General features: G+C 39.5%; 17 protein-coding genes. 9 read left to right on the top strand and 8 right to left on the bottom strand.

Annotated features, from left to right (window positions below; translation table 11 throughout):
- The 7 genes from GH808_RS07445 to GH808_RS07415 form a co-directional block, all read left to right on the top strand.
- A partial coding sequence (locus tag GH808_RS07445; RefSeq protein ID WP_186842150.1) for a hypothetical protein occupies positions 1-700 on the top strand: 700 nt, incomplete at its 5' end.
- A 447-nt stretch (positions 701-1,147) separates the two neighbouring features.
- On the top strand, positions 1,148-2,116 hold the full coding sequence (locus GH808_RS07440; RefSeq protein WP_186842149.1) for a helix-turn-helix transcriptional regulator: 969 nt from the start codon (positions 1,148-1,150) through the stop codon (positions 2,114-2,116).
- A gap of 51 nt (positions 2,117-2,167) precedes the next feature.
- Positions 2,168-3,862, top strand: a complete 1,695-nt coding sequence (locus GH808_RS07435) for a hypothetical protein (protein ID WP_186842148.1) — start codon at positions 2,168-2,170, stop codon at positions 3,860-3,862.
- A 25-nt stretch (positions 3,863-3,887) separates the two neighbouring features.
- Complete coding sequence (locus GH808_RS07430; protein WP_186842147.1) at positions 3,888-4,292, top strand: TerB family tellurite resistance protein; 405 nt, start codon at positions 3,888-3,890, stop codon at positions 4,290-4,292.
- Complete coding sequence (locus GH808_RS07425) at positions 4,292-4,552, top strand: YkgJ family cysteine cluster protein (RefSeq protein WP_186842146.1); 261 nt, start codon at positions 4,292-4,294, stop codon at positions 4,550-4,552. Before GH808_RS07430 ends, GH808_RS07425 begins: the two co-directional genes overlap by 1 nt.
- Complete coding sequence (locus GH808_RS07420; RefSeq protein ID WP_186842145.1) at positions 4,553-5,491, top strand: hypothetical protein; 939 nt, start codon at positions 4,553-4,555, stop codon at positions 5,489-5,491.
- 199 nt (positions 5,492-5,690) lie between these two features.
- The gene (locus tag GH808_RS07415; protein WP_186842144.1) at positions 5,691-6,692 is read left to right on the top strand and encodes a hypothetical protein; all 1,002 of its coding nucleotides are present in this window, start codon (positions 5,691-5,693) and stop codon (positions 6,690-6,692) included.
- Between the two features lie 446 nt (positions 6,693-7,138).
- On the opposite strand, the gene GH808_RS07410 is transcribed toward GH808_RS07415, so the two are convergent.
- From GH808_RS07410 to GH808_RS07395, 4 genes are all read right to left on the bottom strand, one after another.
- Positions 7,139-7,552, bottom strand: coding sequence for a hypothetical protein (locus tag GH808_RS07410; protein ID WP_243166150.1), 414 nt, complete (start codon positions 7,550-7,552; stop codon positions 7,139-7,141).
- A gap of 122 nt (positions 7,553-7,674) precedes the next feature.
- On the bottom strand, positions 7,675-8,439 hold the full coding sequence (istB, locus tag GH808_RS07405) for an IS21-like element helper ATPase IstB (RefSeq protein WP_186842143.1): 765 nt from the start codon (positions 8,437-8,439) through the stop codon (positions 7,675-7,677).
- Positions 8,429-9,955 (bottom strand): IS21 family transposase, encoded by a 1,527-nt coding sequence (gene istA / locus GH808_RS07400; RefSeq protein WP_338000869.1) that lies wholly within the window; start codon positions 9,953-9,955, stop codon positions 8,429-8,431. The genes istB and istA overlap by 11 nt, the downstream gene beginning before the upstream one ends.
- A 136-nt stretch (positions 9,956-10,091) precedes the next feature.
- Positions 10,092-11,981 (bottom strand): leucine-rich repeat protein, encoded by a 1,890-nt coding sequence (locus GH808_RS07395; RefSeq protein ID WP_186842141.1) that lies wholly within the window; start codon positions 11,979-11,981, stop codon positions 10,092-10,094.
- 510 nt (positions 11,982-12,491) lie between these two features.
- Between GH808_RS07395 and GH808_RS07390 the strand changes: the two genes are divergently transcribed.
- Together GH808_RS07390 and GH808_RS07385 are read left to right on the top strand one after the other, a co-directional pair.
- Positions 12,492-13,187 (top strand): C39 family peptidase, encoded by a 696-nt coding sequence (locus GH808_RS07390; protein WP_186842140.1) that lies wholly within the window; start codon positions 12,492-12,494, stop codon positions 13,185-13,187.
- Positions 13,188-13,443: 256 nt separating this feature from the next.
- Complete coding sequence (locus GH808_RS07385; RefSeq protein ID WP_186842139.1) at positions 13,444-14,730, top strand: ATP-binding protein; 1,287 nt, start codon at positions 13,444-13,446, stop codon at positions 14,728-14,730.
- A 294-nt stretch (positions 14,731-15,024) separates the two neighbouring features.
- Here the strand turns inward: GH808_RS07385 and GH808_RS07380 are convergent, their stop codons facing one another.
- From GH808_RS07380 to GH808_RS07365, 4 genes are all read right to left on the bottom strand, one after another.
- On the bottom strand, positions 15,025-16,224 hold the full coding sequence (locus GH808_RS07380; RefSeq protein WP_186842138.1) for an MFS transporter: 1,200 nt from the start codon (positions 16,222-16,224) through the stop codon (positions 15,025-15,027).
- Positions 16,225-16,656: 432 nt separating this feature from the next.
- The gene (locus GH808_RS07375; RefSeq protein WP_186842137.1) at positions 16,657-17,319 is read right to left on the bottom strand and encodes a TetR/AcrR family transcriptional regulator; all 663 of its coding nucleotides are present in this window, start codon (positions 17,317-17,319) and stop codon (positions 16,657-16,659) included.
- Positions 17,320-17,492: 173 nt separating this feature from the next.
- Positions 17,493-18,143 (bottom strand): response regulator transcription factor, encoded by a 651-nt coding sequence (locus GH808_RS07370; RefSeq protein WP_186842136.1) that lies wholly within the window; start codon positions 18,141-18,143, stop codon positions 17,493-17,495.
- An 11-nt stretch (positions 18,144-18,154) separates the two neighbouring features.
- On the bottom strand, positions 18,155-19,849 hold the full coding sequence (locus GH808_RS07365) for a sensor histidine kinase (RefSeq protein ID WP_186842135.1): 1,695 nt from the start codon (positions 19,847-19,849) through the stop codon (positions 18,155-18,157).
- Positions 19,850-20,140 lie beyond the last annotated feature (291 nt).

Here is a 20,140-nt window from a genome sequence, read left to right as displayed (position 1 = left end):
GGACAATATAAACTTAGCGATTTTAATAAATACAGTGTTAAATAATGAACTTTTATCAGGAGAAATTCAAGAGTTGCCAATTGTCGGAAATATGAAAGTTGGCAATTTAAATATCGCCTTAGTTTGTATAAAAATGGAAGATGAAAAGTATAGATTATACAATTATTTTGATAAAACTAATCCACTAAAAATATTTCATGAGGATGATTTAAATGGTTTTCCTATGAGTCCTTATATCGGGATGAAAAAAGCTGAAATAATTATGTATTCAAATATCTCTTGCGAAAATATTTATCAATCAATTGTCGAAACACAAGGGGATAACAATTATTTTTTTGCATTGAATCATTTTATATTGGAACTGATTGACGCATATGATGAATCAGGGAAAATTGAAATTTATGAACTTGCATTAAAAATTCTGGATTGGATGATAGAAAAACAACCAGGCTCTAACAATATGTATTTGATAAATAAATTTCAGCTTCTAAAACGAAGACGAGAATTATCAATCGAAGAGATTGAAATATTGCTTCGATTAAAAAATGAAGAAATAGACTTAATGATGTTAACTGCAATTTGCATACTGATGGATAATCTCTCAGAAGCTAAACTATATTATATGAGACTTGAGGAAAATATGCAGGAAAGCTTCAAAGAATTGCCGATTTATCGACTATGGGAAAACCCAGTGAATTAAATTGTTAAGTTGATGAAAAATGAAAAACAATTTTAAAGCGGGTTTCATTTTTGAGTATGACCTTCTCCGCCACCAAGAACGACGCATCAAATATGATGTTAGATAGAACCTGTTACGTTAAGTAGCAGGTTTTTTTAATTCTCAATCCTGTTTTGCATAAAAGAGAGTTATTATTATGGATCGGTTGGAGTGTGTCAAAAATTTTTGAATCGATAATAATAGTAACTCATATAGGTGTTGGAATAAATTAATCTTTACACTTTACAAATTTTTTAATAAGCAATAAAATGGAGTAAGAATTGACAAATAAGTAATTTTGATAAGGACGATATCTGTCTATGTAGATTTGTTATACTGTCATTAAATCAAATTAAGAAAATAAGTATCATAAGACCATAAATATTAATGACTCCATAAATGGTACGGATGCTTGTTTGTGAGGTGAGTATGACTGGAACAAATAGTGAAAGTAAAAATTATCGAATTTTAAGTATCCATGATCGGCTTAATCGAGGTGATGTGATAAATAAAAAAGAGGGAGCAGAACGTTATGAGGTCGATGAAAGAACCATCCAACGGGATATTGCAGACTTAAAGATTTATCTGGAGAAAGATTTTTCGCAAAGAGAAATAGTGTATGATCGTCAACAAAAAGGTTATGTAATAAAACAGCGTGGGGAAATCTCATTTTCTGACAGTGATATCTTTTCTGTGTGTAAAATATTACTTGATTCCCGATCTTTTTCGAAAATTGATATGAATCGGATTTTGGATACCCTTGTGATGCAGTGCGACGATAGGAAACGTATTGCTGAAATGATTGCAAATGAACGTTTTTATTATACGCCTCCAAAACATAATAAGTCGATTATTGATGACATTTGGAAAGTTAGCCAAAGTATTCGACATCAAAATGTTGTTGATATCGAATATGTCAAGCAAGATGGAACAATAAGCAATTACAGAATCAACCCAGTCGGAATTATGTTTAATGAGTATTATTTTTACTTGATCGCAGAAAAAAACGGATTGGATCAACCTATTTCACAGGTATACCGGATTGATCGTTTGAAAAAATATGATGTTACGGAAGCATGTTTCGATAAAAGCGAGAAAGACCGTTTCAAAGAAGGTGAATTCAGAAAACGTGTACAATTCATGTATACTGGGGAATTAAAAAAGATAACTTTTAAATTTTGGGGCGACTCGCTGGAAGCTGTTTTAGATCGTTTGCCTACAGCTAAAGTTGTCAGTCAATCAGGCAAAGAAAGTATTATTGAGGCTGAAGTTTATGGTGAAGGTGTAAAAAGATGGCTATTGTCACAATGTGAATATTTAGAAGTACTGAAGCCGCAAAGCTATCGAGATGAAGTTAAACAGACCATAAAACGAATGACTAATATTTATAATGATTAAATATAAAATTATAGAGGATTTGCGAAATTTTAAAAAGGAAGGTGTTTTATTATGAATGCTGAACTTGGTTCTATATCCTTTGCCAAGGATATAGGTAGTAATGATTTTTTGTTAGAAGAGGGAGCTCCGACAAATATGGATGAAGGCCCTGTATTTAAGAGTCTTTTTAAAGAATACGAACAGGTTGTTGTTAAAAGTTTAATTACTTCATTTGGATTAGATGCATTGCTAATGCATGATAGACGTGGAGGTAATGTGGACACAATAAACACAGTGAGAGATTCAAGCGTGACAGATTATGCAAATAAAAAGAATCAGGCTGATTACAACAATAGAGGAGATTATGATTCATATGGTTATCATAGTCATGAAAATTATAAAAAAGTAAATAAAGAGGCAAGTGAGCAAAGAAAAAGTGGAAACTTTGAAGACGCTTATACCGGAAAAAAAACGTCGAGAAATGCCAATCTCGATTTGGATCACATTATTTCTGCAAAAGAAATACATGATGATCCCGGCCGTGTGCTTGCAGGGATAAAGGGTGAGGATTTAGCATGTAAGGATACTAATCTAACCGCGACGGATCGAAGCATAAATAGATCAAAAAAGGCCAGTACCGTTACAGAATTCAGTGCAAAACTTGAAGCTGATAAACAGGGTCGCCAAGCAAAAATAAAAGAACTAGAAACTAAAGGTAATCTAACAGATAAAGAGCGTAACGAATTAAATAAACTCCAGAAGTTAGATGAAGTAGATCCTGAAAAAATGAAAAAAAAGGATGATAAAGCCAGGGAAGCATATGAAAGAGAATTGGCAGGAACCTATTATACAAGCAAGAAATTCCTAAAGGATACAGCTACCAGTAGTTTGAAAAGTGGTTGCACGCTGGGACTTCGTCAATGTATTGGCCTCATTTTATCAGAAGTATGGTTTAGTGTTTCAGAAGAATTTCCTCAAATAATGAAACGAATGAAAGATAAATTTAAACTTGATGAGTTTTTGAAAGAGATGGCAGAGACTTTTAAAAAGGCGTTTATTAAGATAAAAAGTAAGTATAAGGAAGTAATAAGTTCGTTTAAGGATGGGATGTTGGCCGGGATATTATCCTCACTTTCTTCTACAATTATTAATATCTTTTTTACCACAGCAAAATTCGTCCAAAGAATTCTTCGTGAATCCTGGGCATCAATCATTGAAGCTGTAAATATTTTGGTATTCAATCCGGACAATTTACCTTTTGGTGAAGTAATAAAAGCAGTTGCAAAAATTATTGCAGTTTGTGCCTCTGTTTTGTGTGGTGGTTTGGTTCAAGAAGCAATGACAAAAATGATCCCAATTCCAATAATAAATGATATTGTAGGAACGTTTTTAGGTGGGATGGTTACAGGAATTATGTCGATTTCGATGCTTTATTTCTTTGACCACTCAGAGATGGTAAAAAAAATTGTCGATTTTGCAAATGAACAAAGATCCGAATTTGATATTAAGTTAGAGCATTACAAAGAAATTAAAAAGAATTTAACTTCATATGTTGCAAAGCTTGCATCGATTGACTATGAGGCACTGAACAACGAAGTCGCAAAACTTGAAAATATTAACAGAAAGTTAGAAGAAGCAACTAATGAAAAAGAGTTAAATATGGCACTTCACAATGTAGTGAGTTTTTGTGGAATTAAGCTACCTTACCAGAATTTGAAGGAGTTAGACGATTTTATGGCAAATAAGGACATGATCCTTATAATATAATAATTTAAGAAAGAGGTAAAACATTATGTATTTATCGCAATTGGATTTAGAAGAGAAAGAACTGTTTTTAGATTTAGCCATATACGCTGCACTGGCAAATAATGAGTTTGCAGATAAGGAAAAAGAAATCGTAGATGCTTACTGTATTGAAATGGGATTAGAGAAAAGTTCATATGAACCAAAATTAGAATTAGAGGCAGTACTGGATAGAATTTCAAAAAAATGCACGAAAGTGGAGCTAAATATGATCATTGTAGAGATATTGGCTTTGGTAAGATCAGATGATACATATGATTCATTGGAAGAGGCATTTGTAGAAAAAATTCATCATGCATTCGATATTTCGGATGAAAAACTTGAACGGATTTATGGAGCAATAAACCAATTAACATCAGCCTATGCGACATTAAATGGTGTAATACAAGAATAATGTTCAAGTGTGACCGATGCGGCTTGTGTTGTCAAAATATTGGAGGTAATCCGGTTTATTCAGATTTAGACAACGGGAAAGGGACATGTAGATACTTTGATGAATCAACAAACCTATGCAGGATTTATAAAAACAGACCATTAAAATGTAGGATTGATGAGGCATATGATCTATGGTTTAAAAATTCAATTGGCTTAGAAGATTACTATGAATTAAATAATGAAGCATGCAATATTTTAAAAAAGAATAGGAGGAAATAGATGCCTTTACCATTTATATTAATTGGAGCAGCAGTTGTTGCTGGAGGCACCGGTCTTTTTACTGGTGCAAGAGGAACGATGAAAATTAATGAAGCGAAAGAAATAATTAGTAAAGCAGAAAATAAGTATTATGAAAAAGTACATTCTCTGGAAGAATCAGAGAGAAATACAAAAGATGTACTTGAAAATTTAGGTGAATTGAATTTAAATATTTGGAAAAGTTTTAATCGATTTTCGATTGCATTTGAAAAAATCAAGAATAAGCCGAAATATAGCAGTAATTCTAACGAAAAAATTTCGTTCTCAAGAAATGAACTTGAAGAAATAAAAAAGATCTCAATCACAGCAGTAGATGTTTTGAGTGCAGGGGCACTGACGGTAGGAGGAACGGCAATTGTATGCGTTTCAGGAATGGCAGTTTCAAGCGCAACTCTAGCGACTTTGGGTGGTGGAGCATTGGCTGCCGGAGGTGGAGGGATGGCTTTAGGAGCATCTGTATTAACAGGCGCTGTTGCTGGACCGATTATTGCAGTAGGTGGACTACTAATCAATGCTAAGGGAAATGATAGCATACAAAAGGCTTATGGAGTTGAAAAAGAAGTTGATGAAACTATAGACTTAATGCAGTCTAGTCTTATATATTTAGGACAACTCAAAGAAGTATCTAGAAAAATGGAAACTGAATTAAAAAAACTGTTTGTTTTATATGAAAAACAAGTAGGCATTCTAGAATACCTAGTAAACAAAGAAACGGATTTTGCCATGTATAGCGATGAAGAAAAAAGAATTGTTGATAATAATATAATGCTTGTAAAATTGCTTAATAAACTAACGAGAGTAAATCTGGTAGAAAAGATCAATGATAAAGATGTTGTTCAAGTTGGTAAAGTAAACGTAAGTGTTCTTGAATCAGAAAAACTTAGAGCTAATATTCATTAGTTACGATTATGTAAATCCGGTCTATTCAGATTTAAACGATGGATAAGGTGCCTGTCAATAATTTAATGCATTAGCGAATCTATGTGAAATTTATAATAATCGACCATTATGCGCAGGATTGATGCAGAATATAGACTTTGGATTGAAAATTTAATTATGAATCATAAAATACTTAAAAAAAGACGACAGGAGGAAATAGATGCCATTACCATTTATATTAATTGGAGCAGCAGTTGTTGCAGGTGGCACTGGTCTTGTTACTGGTGCTAGAGGCACAATGAAAATAAATGAAGCTAAAGAGATAATTAGTAAAGCTGAGAAAAAGTATAATGAAAAAAAATATATTCTGGAAGAATCAGAAAGAAAAACAAAAATTGCGCTTGAAAATTTAGGTGGATTAAAACTAAATATTTGGAAAAACTTCGAGCGATTTTCGGTTGCATTCGAAAAAATAAAGAATAAACCGGAATTCTCAGACAATCTTAACGAAAAATTTTTATTTTCAAAAACTGAATTAGAGGAAATTAAAAAAATATCAATAACAGCGATTGATGTTCTAGGGACAGGTTTGCTTTCAGCTGGGGCTGGTGCATTAGTGGGTGTTGCAGCATATGGAGGTACTATGGCATTGGGAGTAGCCTCAACAGGAACTGCAATTGCGACATTATCTGGCGTTGCTGCAACAAACGCAACATTGGCAGCTCTAGGTGGTGGTTCATTAGCTGTTGGAGGTGGAGGAATGGCTTTAGGAGCGTCTGTATTAACAGGTGCTGTTGCTGGTCCTATTGTTGCAGTAGGTGGACTCCTAATCAATGCCAAAGGGAATGACAGCATACAAAAGGCTTATGGAGTTGAAAAAGAAGTTGATGAAATTACTGTTTTAATGCAGTCAAGCCTTGTTTATCTAGATCAACTAAAGGAAGTATCCAATAAAATGGAGGCAGAGTTAAAAAAATTATTTGGTCTGTATGAAAAGCAAGTAGGTATTCTAGAATACCTAGTAAACAAAGAAGTCGATTTTTTCATGTATAGCAATGACGAAAAACGAATTGTTGACAATAATATAATGCTTGTAAAATTGCTTAATAAACTAACAAAAGTTAACCTCGTCGAAAAAGTTAACAATAAAGATTGTGTTCAGATTAATAAGGTTAATGGAAGTGTTTTGGAATCAGAAAAACTTAGAGCTACAATTAAATAATATCGAAATAGAAAGAATATTAAAATAGTCGATGAGATCTGCTGTTTAATTATTCGTGTGGGATTGGTGGAGTTGAAAAAATCGATTGTAAACTTGAAGATTTTGTGATAACATATACAGTATAGAAGACATAATTTTTTGGAGTCGCTTCTGGACAACACGCACCTTCTCCGCCACCAAGAACTACGCATCAAATATGATGTTAGATAGAACCTGTTACGAAAGTAGCAGGTTTTTTTTCAAAAAAAAGATCGTATCAATCTCTGGAATAGAAGTTGATATGATCTTTTTCTTTTTTATCTGGCTATTGAAAAATTGGAGAGTCGCTTACGTAAGTCCAGGGTTTGCCCCAGATATTAATAATTCCATCGCCCTGTGTACCAACATCAACTGTAAAAGAATCATCAATATAAGTAATAACCACTAGCTTCCGCAGTGCGATGTTCCTATAAAATAGTGGAATAAGAAGCTTCAATATTCTCTTTGAATGGGCTTGCGTAGGTCACATTGTCATTTGGTGCTGGATCACCTTTTGGCACGAGTTTAATTCGAATACCTTCTAGCCGATAACTATAACCAGCAGTACCAGCATTCTCACCGTTTTTAGCCCAACCCATCCAACCAATATTTTCGGCATGAACCTGATAATAGATATCATATTTATCCGTATCGGTTCCAGTCAGTTTGATTTGTATTGCTTCCAAACGGAGGGATTGAGCATAAGTGCCACTCATATCTCCGTCACTCTTCCATCCTCTACCAGTATTTGCTTCCCAACCAATATTTTGGATATGAGTCTGATATGTAACGCCAAGATTTTCATTGTTATTTAAATTGATTCTGATTCCTGTTTTTTGCAAGTGCTTTTTGCAGAAAGTTGCAAGTTAAAAATACAGAATGTTGCATTATGGAAAATCCATAGTTTTGCAAGCTGAAATGCGAAGCGATTTCGTCAGAAATCAAAGCATTGCAGGCAGTTTTTTTATTGTTTTTTTAATTGATTGTCTGAGATTGAACGATACAACTCATTGATGCTGGATTCCCGCATCCGATTACTGGGGCCCGGAAACATGAGCAGGTGACAGTGATGCAGCAGCCGATCCAGCATGGCGGCCGTCATCTGTTCGTCATAGAGCACATTAACCCATCGGGAGAATTCCAGATTGGTATTGAGAATGATGCTCCGACGTTCATAACAATCGGATATGATTTCGAACAGGAGCTGTGCTCCCGTTCGATCCAGTGGTACATAGCCATATTCATCTAGAATAATCACTTCCGCTTTATTCAGTCTTTTCAGAAAAGCGGACAGGGTGCCGGCTGTTTTGGCTTCGGACAGTTTATTCACCAGGGCTGCCGTCCGGAAGAATTTCACCGGGATTCCCTGCCGACAGGCGGCCACGCCGAGAGCGGTTGACAGCATAGTTTTACCGGTGCCGGTTCCACCATACAGGATGAGATTCTTCTTTTCGTGAATAAACGCAAGGGATTTCAGGCGTTCCGGAGTCAGATCCGAAGGCAGGGTGATTTCATCAAACCGATAACCTTCAAAAGTGTTGATCACATAGAAACCGGCACTGCTCACCAGCTTTTCGGTACGGGTAATATTCCGGTAACGGAGTTCTTCACTGAGCAGCTGATGCAGATACTCCTGGTGATTACTGCCATCAGTGGTTTGAGCCAATTCAGCCAGATTGCGGCTCAGTCGAAGTTTACGGCAACATTCAGCGATTTCTTTATCCAACATGGCAGTCAGCTCCCGTTCGCTTAAGCAACGCATCATAAGCTGTCAGATTGGGCTGCATTACCTTCATTTGTGGAATACCCAGATTCAGCGTCATGGCAGGTAGCTCGGGAATATCGGAATACAGCCGTCTGTAAAGATTTGAAAGACTATCGGCATCCTTCACCCGGTAGGTAATTGCATGATTAACCGTATTCACGGCACTGTCAAAACCGGTGCGACCCGTCAACTCGGAAAGAAGCTTGAGGATCTGTCCCACTTCGCTGCTTGAGCAGCTTGCCAGATAGGTTTGCATGGATTCCGGCATCATCTCGTAGATTCCCGAGTATTTGAGGGCTCGGGGTCGCAGGGATAATTGTTTCAGATAGGGCAGCCAGTCCATCTGCTCCTGTCTGGTATCCCCGTAAAGTCGCCGGTGCCGGATAATTTCACGAAAGTTTTCATCCTGAATGATCACCAGCGACGAAGTCAACACCAGGTGAACCGGACACTGGGCATACTTTGGTGCCACCGAATAGGCATGCTGTTTTTTGTTCAGATAAACCTTGGCCCAATTATCAGCTTTGAGGGTTTGATGACCGTTTAAGTCAAAGGCAATCACCGGCAGCTCATGGCAGGCCTTGAGATCAGCCTGAAACCGCTCCTCAATCGTTTCATTGTGGCGATAATGTTCCCGGTTGGCATCTTTCTCACACTCTGAAAGCAGTTGGCGGTTATATTCTGACAGCGACAAAAAGCGGGGAACCGGTACCATAAAGTTGCGGCGCTGATACCCAACTTTATTTTCGACATTTCCTTTTTCATGGCCAGCGCCGGGATTCATGAAGACAGCTTTGAAGCGATAGTGTTCCCGAAACCGTTCGAATTTATCAGTCAGTTTCCGTCCGCCACCATGGATGATTTCCGTAACAATGACTTTTGTGTTATCAAACCAGAGTTCCTCCGGAACAACACATATGTGGCGGAATATGGCATCCAGTCCTTCCAGCAGGCATTCCATGTTTTCGCCATAGAATAGCTGAAGATAGCCTTTATTACTGTAAGGGAAAGAGACCTCCAGGTATTTTCCAGTCAGTTTCAGGCCATTTTCATAAAATTCAGCAGTGCCAAAATCAACCTGAGCTTCCCCGGGTCGATGCACCAGTGGCAGATAGGCATCTTTGTTTTGTTTGAAAATTTCCCGGTGCTTCACCGCATAATAGGCAGCAACAGTTCGATAGGAACAGTCAAAACCAGGCACTTCGGCAAGCAGCCGCTGAAACACCCGTTTTGCCGTATGTCGTTGTTTTCTCGGGGCTGATTTATCATCAATCAGCCATTCATTGATGTCCGCCTTGTATGGGTCAAGTTTGGGACAGAATTTTTTATCCACCACCGGTTTGGGTGCCGGGTCATTAAAATCATTCTGATCAATGTACTTGCGTACCGTTCGCCAATCAAGGTGCATAGCTGCTGCGATTTCTGAAACATTTTCCCCTTTCTCATAAAAACGAAATCTGATATCATGTATTTGATCCATTGTGAGCATTCTCCATTTCCTCCTTGTTCTTTGGTCAGATACAAGGATAATTGACTTGAGTTTTGCCCGCAATGGATTTTTGCAATATTATGCATTTTCCAACTTGCAATACTCTGGATTTTTGCTTTGCAACTTTCTACGTTTTTATTTTACAATAAACACTGATTCCCTCTAAACGTAGAGATCGGCCATAAGTGCCACTTGTATTACCATTGGTTCGCCAGTCCTGCCAACCGACATTTTCGACATGCGTTTGATAGGAGATGCTGGGATCTGGATTAGTGACAGGAGATTTTTTCACATTAACTGTACATTTTTCACTTAGGTTGTTAGAAGTTGTTGCTGTAATGATTGCAGTACCTTCATCAATTCCAGTAACATTTCCGCTTGAATCAACAGTTGCAATATCTGAATTATTTGAGTCCCAAGTGATGGTTTTATCGGTTATGTCGTTTGGACTAAGTGTTGGGATTAGCTCGTAACTATTGCCGACGGTCAAATTGAGGTTAGTTTTGTTTAAAGAAATGCTGGTAGGGAGTATCTTTTCAGAATTCTCGATTTCGATAAAGGTGCGATTGTATTTTACCGCGAAATCTTTGGCCGTTGATGGATTGTGACCAATGATTGTTGCAGAGGTAGGGAATGTCCGACCGGGTATACCATCACCACCGGTGTCAATAATGGTCGTATTAGCTGAATTGATTTGAATTGATGTTAAACTGGAACACCCCAAAAAAGCAGCACAACCAATACTCGTAACACTGTCAGGGATGGTGACAGTTGTTAAACTGGAACACCCATCAAAAGCAAAAAAACCAATACTCGTAACGGAATCAGGGATGGTGATACTGGTTAAACTGGAACACCCCCGAAAAGCCATAGAACCAATACTTGTAACCCTATCAGGGAGGGTGACATTTGTTAAACTGGAACACCCATAAAAAGTCATATACTCAATATTTGTGACGCCGTTAGGGATAGTGACAGTTGTTAAACTGGAACACCCATCAAAAGCGTTTCGACCAATAGCAGTTACGCTATTCGGGATCGTTATACTTGTTAGGCCGCTGCACTCATAAAATATATAATCACCAATTGTAGTCACGCTATTCGGGATGGTGATACTTACTTTTCCTCCAGGACATGCGATTAAAGTAGTTACTGCTTTGTCAAATAGTATCCCGTCAAGACTTGAGTAGTTTAAATTATTAACATCGACATCAATACTGGTTAATCCAGTGCATTTATCAAATACCCTTCCACCAATCGTTGTCACGCTATTCGGGATCGTAATGTTTGTTAAACGGGAACACTCTTCAAAAGCACCGTAACCAATATTTGTGACGCTATCAGGGATGTTGATAGTTGTTAAACTGGAACACTTCTGAAAAGCCCACGAACCAATATTTGTGACGCCATCAGGGATAGTGACACTCGTTAAGCTACTGCACCCGTTAAAAGCAGAGGATCCAATACTCGTAACCGAATCAGGGATGGTGACATTTGTTAAACTGGAACAATCATAAAAAGCATACTCACCAATGGCCACGACTTTTTTTCCACCCAGCGTACCGGGAATCACCACATCTACAACTGATTTAGATTTATTATAAAGACTTATGGAAACCCCGCCTTCAACAGCTACATACCCAAAGTCACCTTCGATAGCGCTGGTCTGAATGGATTCGGTTATTTCCGAAGTTTGCGTCACGGTCTGCTGGGCCGGATCAATGCCGCTTTCGGCTGCTGCCGGTTCACCCGGTATGTTGTTACGCACGTTAACCATCGGGTCATTAGCTGATGGCATGGTTAGACTATTGGGCATCGACGTTAGAGCACTGTTCCCCTGACTATCAACACTTTCACCGCTCTGATTAACTGCCGCTCCATTTACCGCGGTTGCCTCTTCCGCCATGGCCCCTATTGGCATCATACTGATTAGCATCAGCACACCAACCAGTACGCTTAAACCTTTCTTGAATCCCTTTTTCATCGTTTTCTCCCTTTCAAATTTTAGTTTTTCCATGATGTCTCCACTGTTGCTGTCGTTTTCCCTCAATCATCGATCTGTTTATTTCAAATGATTTGTTTATGGTTTCTAAACCTTACTTCCATACTAACAGAGCTTTAAAAAAATCGTTTACAAAATCGATTGTAAAGATAGGAAGCCTAAATAATGGTTTTCTTATAGTAAGATATTAATAAGGTGTGCTTGTTTATCGAGTGGTGATAAATAAAATAAAGTAAAATAAAGCAATATAAGGACATTGTACAGCAATATAGTAGAAATGACAATGAATTTAAATGATAAAACGCAATAAGCGTTGATATTATTTAAAATAAATCACTGTGGCATGTTGTAACTCTAATCGCGATTGATCGATTCAAGTAAACAGCGCTGACAGTTTAAATTTTATTTCAGATAATGGGGTAACAGAATGGTTGACACCAGTTGATCGTTTTGCAACGATACGGGAAAAATGGTTGCTGTTTTCAATTTTTTTGTTTATACTCTAGCAAAGTGGAGGTATGACGGATGAAAAAGAAATTAGCATTGTTACTTGCATTAGGCATGGTATTCACCCTAACAGCCGGCTGCACGCAAACCAAAGAAAAATCAGCAAATGCTGAAAGTGATCGCTATGTTGGTTATACGACCGATGCCGACAAATTCATTGATGTCCCGAATTTGCGCCAATACGGTAATTACACCTGTGGCACAACGTGCGTGCAGATGCTGATGAATTATCTTTATCCACAGACTGGTGATAAAAACCTTTCAACCTACGAGCAGGAGCTGGGGACAACCCCGGAGAATGGCACATCGCCGCAGCAGCTTTACGATTATTTTAAATCGCAGGGGGTTGATGTTGAGAAAAAAGAGCAGATTACAATGCCAGAACTGGTTTCGTTGCTTGATGCTGGTCACCCAGTGATGATGTGCATTCAGGCCTGGAGTGATCAATACAACACCACCGATCCCAATGCAACGGATCACGCCTATCTGGCCGATGGGCACTGGGTGATTTGCGTCGGTTATAAAAAGACCGCGGATGGGTATCAGTTCTATTTTAATGATCCGGCCTGTGTCGGACATTGCCTGATGTCCCAGCTTGATCTTGAGAATCGTTGGATTGATCGGGATGAAGCCGGAACGATCTACAAGCACTTTGGCTTTGTTATAAAAGGGACGACCGAATATAATGATGATGGGGTGTTCTACCTCGATTAAAATGATGTTGATATATAAAAGCCAGCCCTGTCAGCCGCACTTGGTTGACAGGGTTGCTGGCAAAATCGGCAGAGGCCGATATTGATAAACGCCGTATTGCTCTGAAGAACACTAGATGACGGTTCTTTTGAGCTATCTCCCTCCATAGTGCCACAACACAGATAAGTCAAATAAAGTGTATAATAAATACGTTTTATTTGACTTATCTGTGCGTAATATGGTAAATTAAAAGAAAAGAGCACGATGGAGAATAACGATGAAGCGTAAATTTGAAGATGTTTTAGTATCATGGAAAAACAAGCATTCCCGTAAACCGGCCTTAATTTATGGCGCCCGTCAAATTGGGAAAACAACCAGCATTAAATCTTTTGGCGAAAAATATTTTGAAAATATGATTTATATCAATTTTGAATTAAACCGAGAATTAGCTGAAGATTTTCAAGCTAATATTTCTCCGGATTTTTTAATTCATCGCTTTGAGGTTTATTTTGGTGAAAAAATTAATCAGGAGACAACATTGATTGTCTTCGATGAAATACAGGCCTGTGAGCGGGCCTTGACCAGCTTGAAATATTTCTGTGAAGATGCCCCAGAATATTACATCATCGGTGCGGGCAGTTTGCTTGGCGTTGCTCTAAAACGTGAAGATTTCAGTTTTCCGGTGGGAAAAGTTAATCAAATTCATATGTATCCGATGGATTTCGAAGAATTCTTATGGGCGAAAAATCAAAAAATGCTGGCGGATGAAATAAGGGTGTCTTACGAAAAACGTGAGCCGATGGATCTGGCCTTGCACAAAAAAGCGATGGGCCTTTATCGTGAGTATTTGATTGTCGGTGGAATGCCGGAAGCAGTAAAAGAATATACAGAAAATAATAGCTTGCTTGAGGTAGCAGAGATCCAGGGAGCAATCATCAATGCCTACGTTGCAGACATGGCCAAGTATGCAACGCCTGGCGACACAACAAAAATCATGGCATGTTTTGATAGTCTTCCGGCGCAGTTGGCCAAAGATAATAAGAAATTTCAATATAAAGTTGTTGCCAGGGGCGGACGTGCCTCACTCTTTGGCGCCTCAATTGATTGGCTTTTGGCATCGGGGATCGTCATAAAATGCGAGCGGGTTGATCAAGGGCAGCATCCATTGGCTATTTTTAAAGACATCGCTTCATTTAAACTCTATATGGGTGATGTTGGATTATTGTCACACCGGGCTGGCGTCAATGAATATGATATCATTAAAGGCAATGACCATGTTTTTATCGGTGCACTGACAGAAAATTATGTTGCCAATGCTTTAACACAGAAGGGATATCCCTTATACTACTGGACTTCAGGTACGTCAGAGGTTGATTTTATGATTGAGAACCAAAGTGATGTTTTTCCCATTGAGGTCAAAGCAAGGGAAAATGTGAAATCCAGAAGTTTGTCAGTCTATGTCAAACTCAATCATCCGAATTATTCGATGCGCATCTCAGGCAAAAATTTTGGATTTGAAAATGATATCTTGTCGATTCCATTATATGCGGTTTTTTGTTTATAGCGGATATTATTATGTTTAGCGAGAGCTGCATCCAAGCCGTAAACCGGCGCATCAGGAAGCCGCAAACGACATCGGCAGAGGCCGATATTGAGAAACGCCGTATCGCTTTGAAGCGATACGGCGTAATTTTTTCTTAATACAATGAAGTTGTTATTTTAACGAAATCGGCATTGATTTGGCTCCATAAAGCCGTAGCCAGTTTTTGATGATAAGGTTATCGTCCGCGTGCGCCTGATTCTTGATGCAGTAGCCTCATTTTTATAATGAGGCACTAAGCAATGTGCCAGCCACAATTTACGCTTCTTGGGAGATTTCATTAGTATTTTTCACACTCAATGCTACCAGAACCATGGAAATGGCACTGCCAAGTATTAATGTCACAGCGGCAATTTGCCAATCTGCTCGTGAAGCCGTTAAGTTGAGTGTTCCCCGCAAAAACTTCAATACATAGGGCGATAAAAACTGGCCAATTCCAGTTCCGCTGACATAGATTGAAATAGCAACTGCTGCGTATTTAGGCTTGGTGGCACTTTTGGCGACAGCAATGACAATGGCTGGATTAAACAGTCCAAATCCGATGCCAAAGATAACAGCGCCAATGATGAGCATCGTCAAACTGTTGGCAAAAATCAATACAACAAAGGATAAGCCAACAAATAAAGCACCAATGGAGGCACTGCACTGTTTTAAGATTTTTGCAATATTTCCGTAGAGCAAACCGACAACAAATGCGGCTGCGGTAAAGATACTCAGGACGGTTGCTGATTGGGTTGCGTTACCAATCCCATCCGCTTTCATTACCATTGCCAGATTTGTCATAAAGCAGAACTGAACCATGTTCAGCAAAGCACATGCAATTGCCAGAACATAGGTCATCGTGGTCAGTTTCTTTTCTTTAACCCCGGAAGCATCAAGTTTTTCTGGTTTCTTAACGCCGGTATCGGGAAGAGTAAACCAAATAATAAGTGCAATTGGTATCACCAGTAGAAACCCGAGGAATGAAAAACGCCAATTATAGGCTGCAAGTATGCCGCCCAACATCTGGAAAATCATCCCTGCTGCAGCACCAACGGCACTTTTAAAACCCATTAGCTTATTTGCTTGTTGGCCGGTGAACAGATCGGTAATAACGGCGGAAGCCATTGGGAAGATTAGGCCATAACCGGCGCCAAAAACAAACCGCATGATGATCATGAATTGCAGATTCCCGACAAACGCTGAAGGAATACCACCGATAAAAATAAGCAGCATCGCAATCGTTATGATTTTCTTAATGCTCATATACTGAGTTAATTTCCCAGATATTAAGGCAAAAAACACCATCATCAGTGAAGGAATCGTGGATAACAGCTTAATTGTTTCCGGGGCCGCGTCGGGAAAAGCTTTTGCAATTTCTCCCAATGCTGGGGTTGTCATACTGGTTGTGTACAGCAGTAAAGCAACCGATAAGGCGGCTATCTGAACCCATACATTGTTAGTCTTTTGTTCGCTCATTTCTTTTTCTCCTTTAAATAAAATAGTTTGAGTTGAATTTTGAAGATTTACTTTGTCTAACGTAACTGCGTTTAAATATAACCGCGTTTAGTTTTTATTATAGTATCATCATTCGTTTCAGTTGTCACTATTTATTTATAGTAATTTTTGATATTTACATAATTTAGCCGATAAAATTGACAAAATGTGGCGTTATTTCAGATATGTTTCGTAATATATGGGTATTTATAATTTAAACGATGACATGGTTTTTTCTGCAAAATACAATCCCGGCAATTTAATCACGTTTAGAATATGGGCTTTGCCAGCGGCCGCAGAAAAGATCAACTAAATAAAATAAGGCCAAGACGATTGTTAACGGTTATTCAACAATCGTCTTGGCCTGATACGGTTTATTGCTTTTAAAGATGCGTCCTTGATGGCGCACAGCAATTATTTGACGGCAAAATTTTTCGCGACTTTTACTTCTATGACATCAATCATTTTTCGGGATTCGGCAATACATTGATCGATAAAATCATTTTCAAAACGCAGACTCTGGAAGAGTAAACGAATTTCCAACTCAGCCAGATATTCGCTGCTGCAATCCAAATAACCATCATCGCGTGACACGTGGAGGCCATGAACAACGGCAAGGTTCGCCAGCGCCAGCGCCTTTATCTCCAGTCGATCAAGTCCGAGCTTGTAAGAGCGATTGATATTCTCGACGAATCCGACAGAAGCGCTTTCGGTTTTCATTAGGATATTGGTATCACACAACTCATGATAGAACTGATTCAAATGCCGGTTCAATCGGCAGTTGCGATTCTGGATGCGGTATTCGATCGCGGTCTTTAAAACCGCATTGCAACCTGGAAATTTCTCATTGATGGCATTTTGGGTTCTGACTTTACTGGCAACCATATATTCATTGTAAACTTCCAAGGCCAGGTTGTTTTTGTTTTTAAAATAATAGGCAACCATGGCTTTATTGGTATCTGATTCTTTCGCGATTTCTGCTAAGGTGGTTTTAATAAATCCATATTCATAGAATAACTGTTTAGCGGTAACAAAAATTTTCTGCTTTGTTTCCAGTCCGGCTTTATAATTTCCCAAGCGATTTTCCCTCACTCTCATTCATTTTGTATAGCGTTTATTTTACCACAAAATAAAACTTTTGATAGCCACTATTCGTTTCTTTCAGCAGCTGATTTTTCAAAAAAGCCCTTGCCTTTGGATTGGTAAATGAACGCGGAACAAAGAAGAAAAGAGCAGAACGCTCATGGGGATCATTGCTGATGTTTAGGCAATCCTTTTTGCCAGGCCAGGGCAATCACCTGTTCCTGGGTTTTCAAGTTCAGGCTTTCCTTGATTTTTCCCATGTGATATTTGATGGTCCGTTCACTGAGAAACAGTTTCTGCCCGATCTCGCGGTAGGTCAGGCCCTGCGCCACCAGCGCCAATACCTCAATTTGCCGGTCGCTCAACTGGTCGGCCAGTTCATTGGTGCTGCTGGTATCCTTCGGTGACTGATGTTGAAACTCCTGTAAGATACAGGCTTCAAAACCTGGCGCAAAGGGGTTGCGGCCTTTTTCAAGTTCCCGGAGGCCTTCGATTATTTCCTGGCCGTCCAGATTTTTCAGCAGATAACCGGAAGCTCCGGCCTTGACAGCCCGGAACAGACTTTCCTTTTCCTCAAAACAGGTCAGAATGATTATTTTTATCTCTGGCAATTCGAACAGAATTTTCCGGGTTGCTTCAATGCCGTTCAAGACCGGCATATTGATATCCATTAAAATAACATCGGGGTGCTTCTGATGTGCCTCGGTTACCGCCTTGCTGCCATTATCGACGGTGCTGACAATTTCAAAATCTGACCGCAATAAGTTTTCCAGCGCTTCTACATAAAGCGGATGATCATCAGCTATCATTACTTTCATCGTTTTCCTCCTCATTGATCAGAAAATTGAATGACCGTCTTGGTGTATTTTCCAAGCCGGGAATCAATCTTCATGATGCCTCCCAGCAATCGGGCCCGCTCTTCCATGATACATAGTCCGGAACCGGTTCCTTTGGAATGGGAGCGATCACGGACAAACCCAATGCCATTATCTTCAATAACAAGCTGATAGCAGCCATCGTCGCCACCAAGGCTGATGGTTACGGAAGTGGCGCAGGCATGTTTCAGGATATTGTTCAGGGCTTCCTTGACGATGTTGACGATATGCACCTTTACGTCCACTGGGAATTCGTAATCAGTCAGGTTCAAGTGGATATCCTTTCTGGAAAAATAACCGCTGTTAATGATAAAGATGCTGATCTCCTTCAAAATGAGGTTCTCGATGCTGTTTTTTCGGTACTCGTCCAGATGGGTATTATAGACATAATCGCGCATTTCACTGTGAGCCGCTTCGATGATTTCGCCCAGACGTTCAATATATTTGTCGGCCAGTTCCTGATTGCCGCGCTGACGCTGCTGTTGGGCGGCCTGAATTTGTATTCCGGCAAAGCTGAAGATCTGCCCTAAATTATCATGGAGGTCTTTGGCCAGACGGTCGCGTTCGGACATCACGGCTATTTCACGCTGCTCGCGGTTCAGTTCTTCCTGCGCCTGCTTCAATTCGGTAATATCATTCATTACAATGACATTGCCCATCAGGATCCCCTCGTTGTTGATGATCGGGGATATCTGCATTTCATAACAGCGGCCGCTGCTTTCGGGCAGCGAAACAAACTCAAATTCATGTTGCACCTGCAGCTCGCTCTGGTTAACGACCTCAGCAATTTCTTCGGATAACTGGTGGAGCGGTTTGCCAATCAAATTCTGGCCTTTGTCGATGGTGAATAATCCGGCGGCAGCGGGATTGATGTCCACAACGGTATCGACCGCATCGATCACAATCACGATGTTCTGCATCGCTTCGATTACTTTATTCCGGGCAATCGGCACGAGATTGAAGAGCTGAAAGCGGAAAATTCCCCAGGCGATGATGGATCCGGAAAGCGAAAAAACGAGCGGTGAAAGGTCATACTGGGTGAAGCGGATGCCGAGGATATAGGTGAGATTAACGACTGCAATCATGCCGGTGCCGATCAATAACAGGAGAGCTTGAGTACGGTAGCAGGTTGTTTTCGAGAAGACGGTCTTTAATAATAAAAAGAGAGAATAAAAATTAAGAAAATAAGCCTGTGTAAAATGTACCCAAAACCAGGGACTGTATTTTTTGGCAATCACCGGCAGCGAACCGGTCAGATCCAGATAAATATCATGGCGAACAAAGCCCCAAAGCGGATCCGTCCAAACCAGAGAAAAAGTAATCGCCGGAATGATCAGCAGCAATAAGATGTTTTTTTTGGTTACCCAGTGGGATTTCTCGGAAACCTGCAGCACCATGATGATCCAGGCTACCGGCGCCAGGGCGTAGGCGATGTATTGAAGATTGGCCCAAAAAAGTTTGTGTTCCAGGGTCAGGGCTGAAATCTCCATCGCGTTGGCCACTGACCACAGGGTGCCAATGAACATCCCGAAAACAAACGCTTTCGTCCCCGGGGCGGCGCGATGCCGATAACCGTAAAGGCCCAGCGCCGCAGTAATCAGAGCGGACAGTAATAACAGGATTTGGTATGGTACAAACTGATAGGGCATTATGTTCCCTTTCACAATGAATATCACTGCATTCGCAAACCATCAAACGCTATTTACAAAGTTGCTTTTTCTGATGACTTGTGAACCGGACTTACGACAATAATTCTATAATCCCAGTATAAAGAAAAATAAAAGGCTTGTCAAACCTTTGCAAAAAAAATAATGCGTCGGTTTTATCGCTATCAGTCTATTTCCGGCATGGCAACGGGTAAAGTTAAAATCTCAATAAACGCCATCGAACTGTTTAATCATTTCATTTCTGGGTAAGTTATAACATATTATGAAATGAGG

Origin of the sequence: Acetobacterium fimetarium (genome assembly GCF_014284475.1) — a bacterium.
GTDB lineage: Bacteria > Bacillota > Clostridia > Eubacteriales > Eubacteriaceae > Acetobacterium > Acetobacterium fimetarium.
Note: the sequence above shows the minus strand (reverse complement) of the source record. Positions and strands in the feature narration are given on the sequence as shown.

Excerpts from the sequence above, each read along its gene's own strand:
- istB (WP_186842143.1), bottom strand. The coding sequence starts at position 8,439 with ATGTTGGATAAAGAAATCGCTGAATGTTGCCGTAAACTTCGACTGAGC.
- GH808_RS07430 (WP_186842147.1), top strand. The coding sequence starts at position 3,888 with ATGTATTTATCGCAATTGGATTTAGAAGAGAAAGAACTGTTTTTAGAT.
- GH808_RS07380 (WP_186842138.1), bottom strand. The coding sequence starts at position 16,224 with ATGAGCGAACAAAAGACTAACAATGTATGGGTTCAGATAGCCGCCTTA.
- GH808_RS07370 (WP_186842136.1), bottom strand. The coding sequence starts at position 18,143 with ATGAAAGTAATGATAGCTGATGATCATCCGCTTTATGTAGAAGCGCTG.
- GH808_RS07385 (WP_186842139.1), top strand. The coding sequence starts at position 13,444 with ATGAAGCGTAAATTTGAAGATGTTTTAGTATCATGGAAAAACAAGCAT.
- GH808_RS07420 (WP_186842145.1), top strand. The coding sequence starts at position 4,553 with ATGCCTTTACCATTTATATTAATTGGAGCAGCAGTTGTTGCTGGAGGC.
- GH808_RS07435 (WP_186842148.1), top strand. The coding sequence starts at position 2,168 with ATGAATGCTGAACTTGGTTCTATATCCTTTGCCAAGGATATAGGTAGT.
- GH808_RS07415 (WP_186842144.1), top strand. The coding sequence starts at position 5,691 with ATGCCATTACCATTTATATTAATTGGAGCAGCAGTTGTTGCAGGTGGC.
- GH808_RS07365 (WP_186842135.1), bottom strand. The coding sequence starts at position 19,849 with ATGCCCTATCAGTTTGTACCATACCAAATCCTGTTATTACTGTCCGCT.
- istA (WP_338000869.1), bottom strand. The coding sequence starts at position 9,955 with ATGGATCAAATACATGATATCAGATTTCGTTTTTATGAGAAAGGGGAA.
- GH808_RS07395 (WP_186842141.1), bottom strand. The coding sequence starts at position 11,981 with ATGGAAAAACTAAAATTTGAAAGGGAGAAAACGATGAAAAAGGGATTC.
- GH808_RS07425 (WP_186842146.1), top strand. The coding sequence starts at position 4,292 with ATGTTCAAGTGTGACCGATGCGGCTTGTGTTGTCAAAATATTGGAGGT.
- GH808_RS07390 (WP_186842140.1), top strand. The coding sequence starts at position 12,492 with ATGAAAAAGAAATTAGCATTGTTACTTGCATTAGGCATGGTATTCACC.
- GH808_RS07440 (WP_186842149.1), top strand. The coding sequence starts at position 1,148 with ATGACTGGAACAAATAGTGAAAGTAAAAATTATCGAATTTTAAGTATC.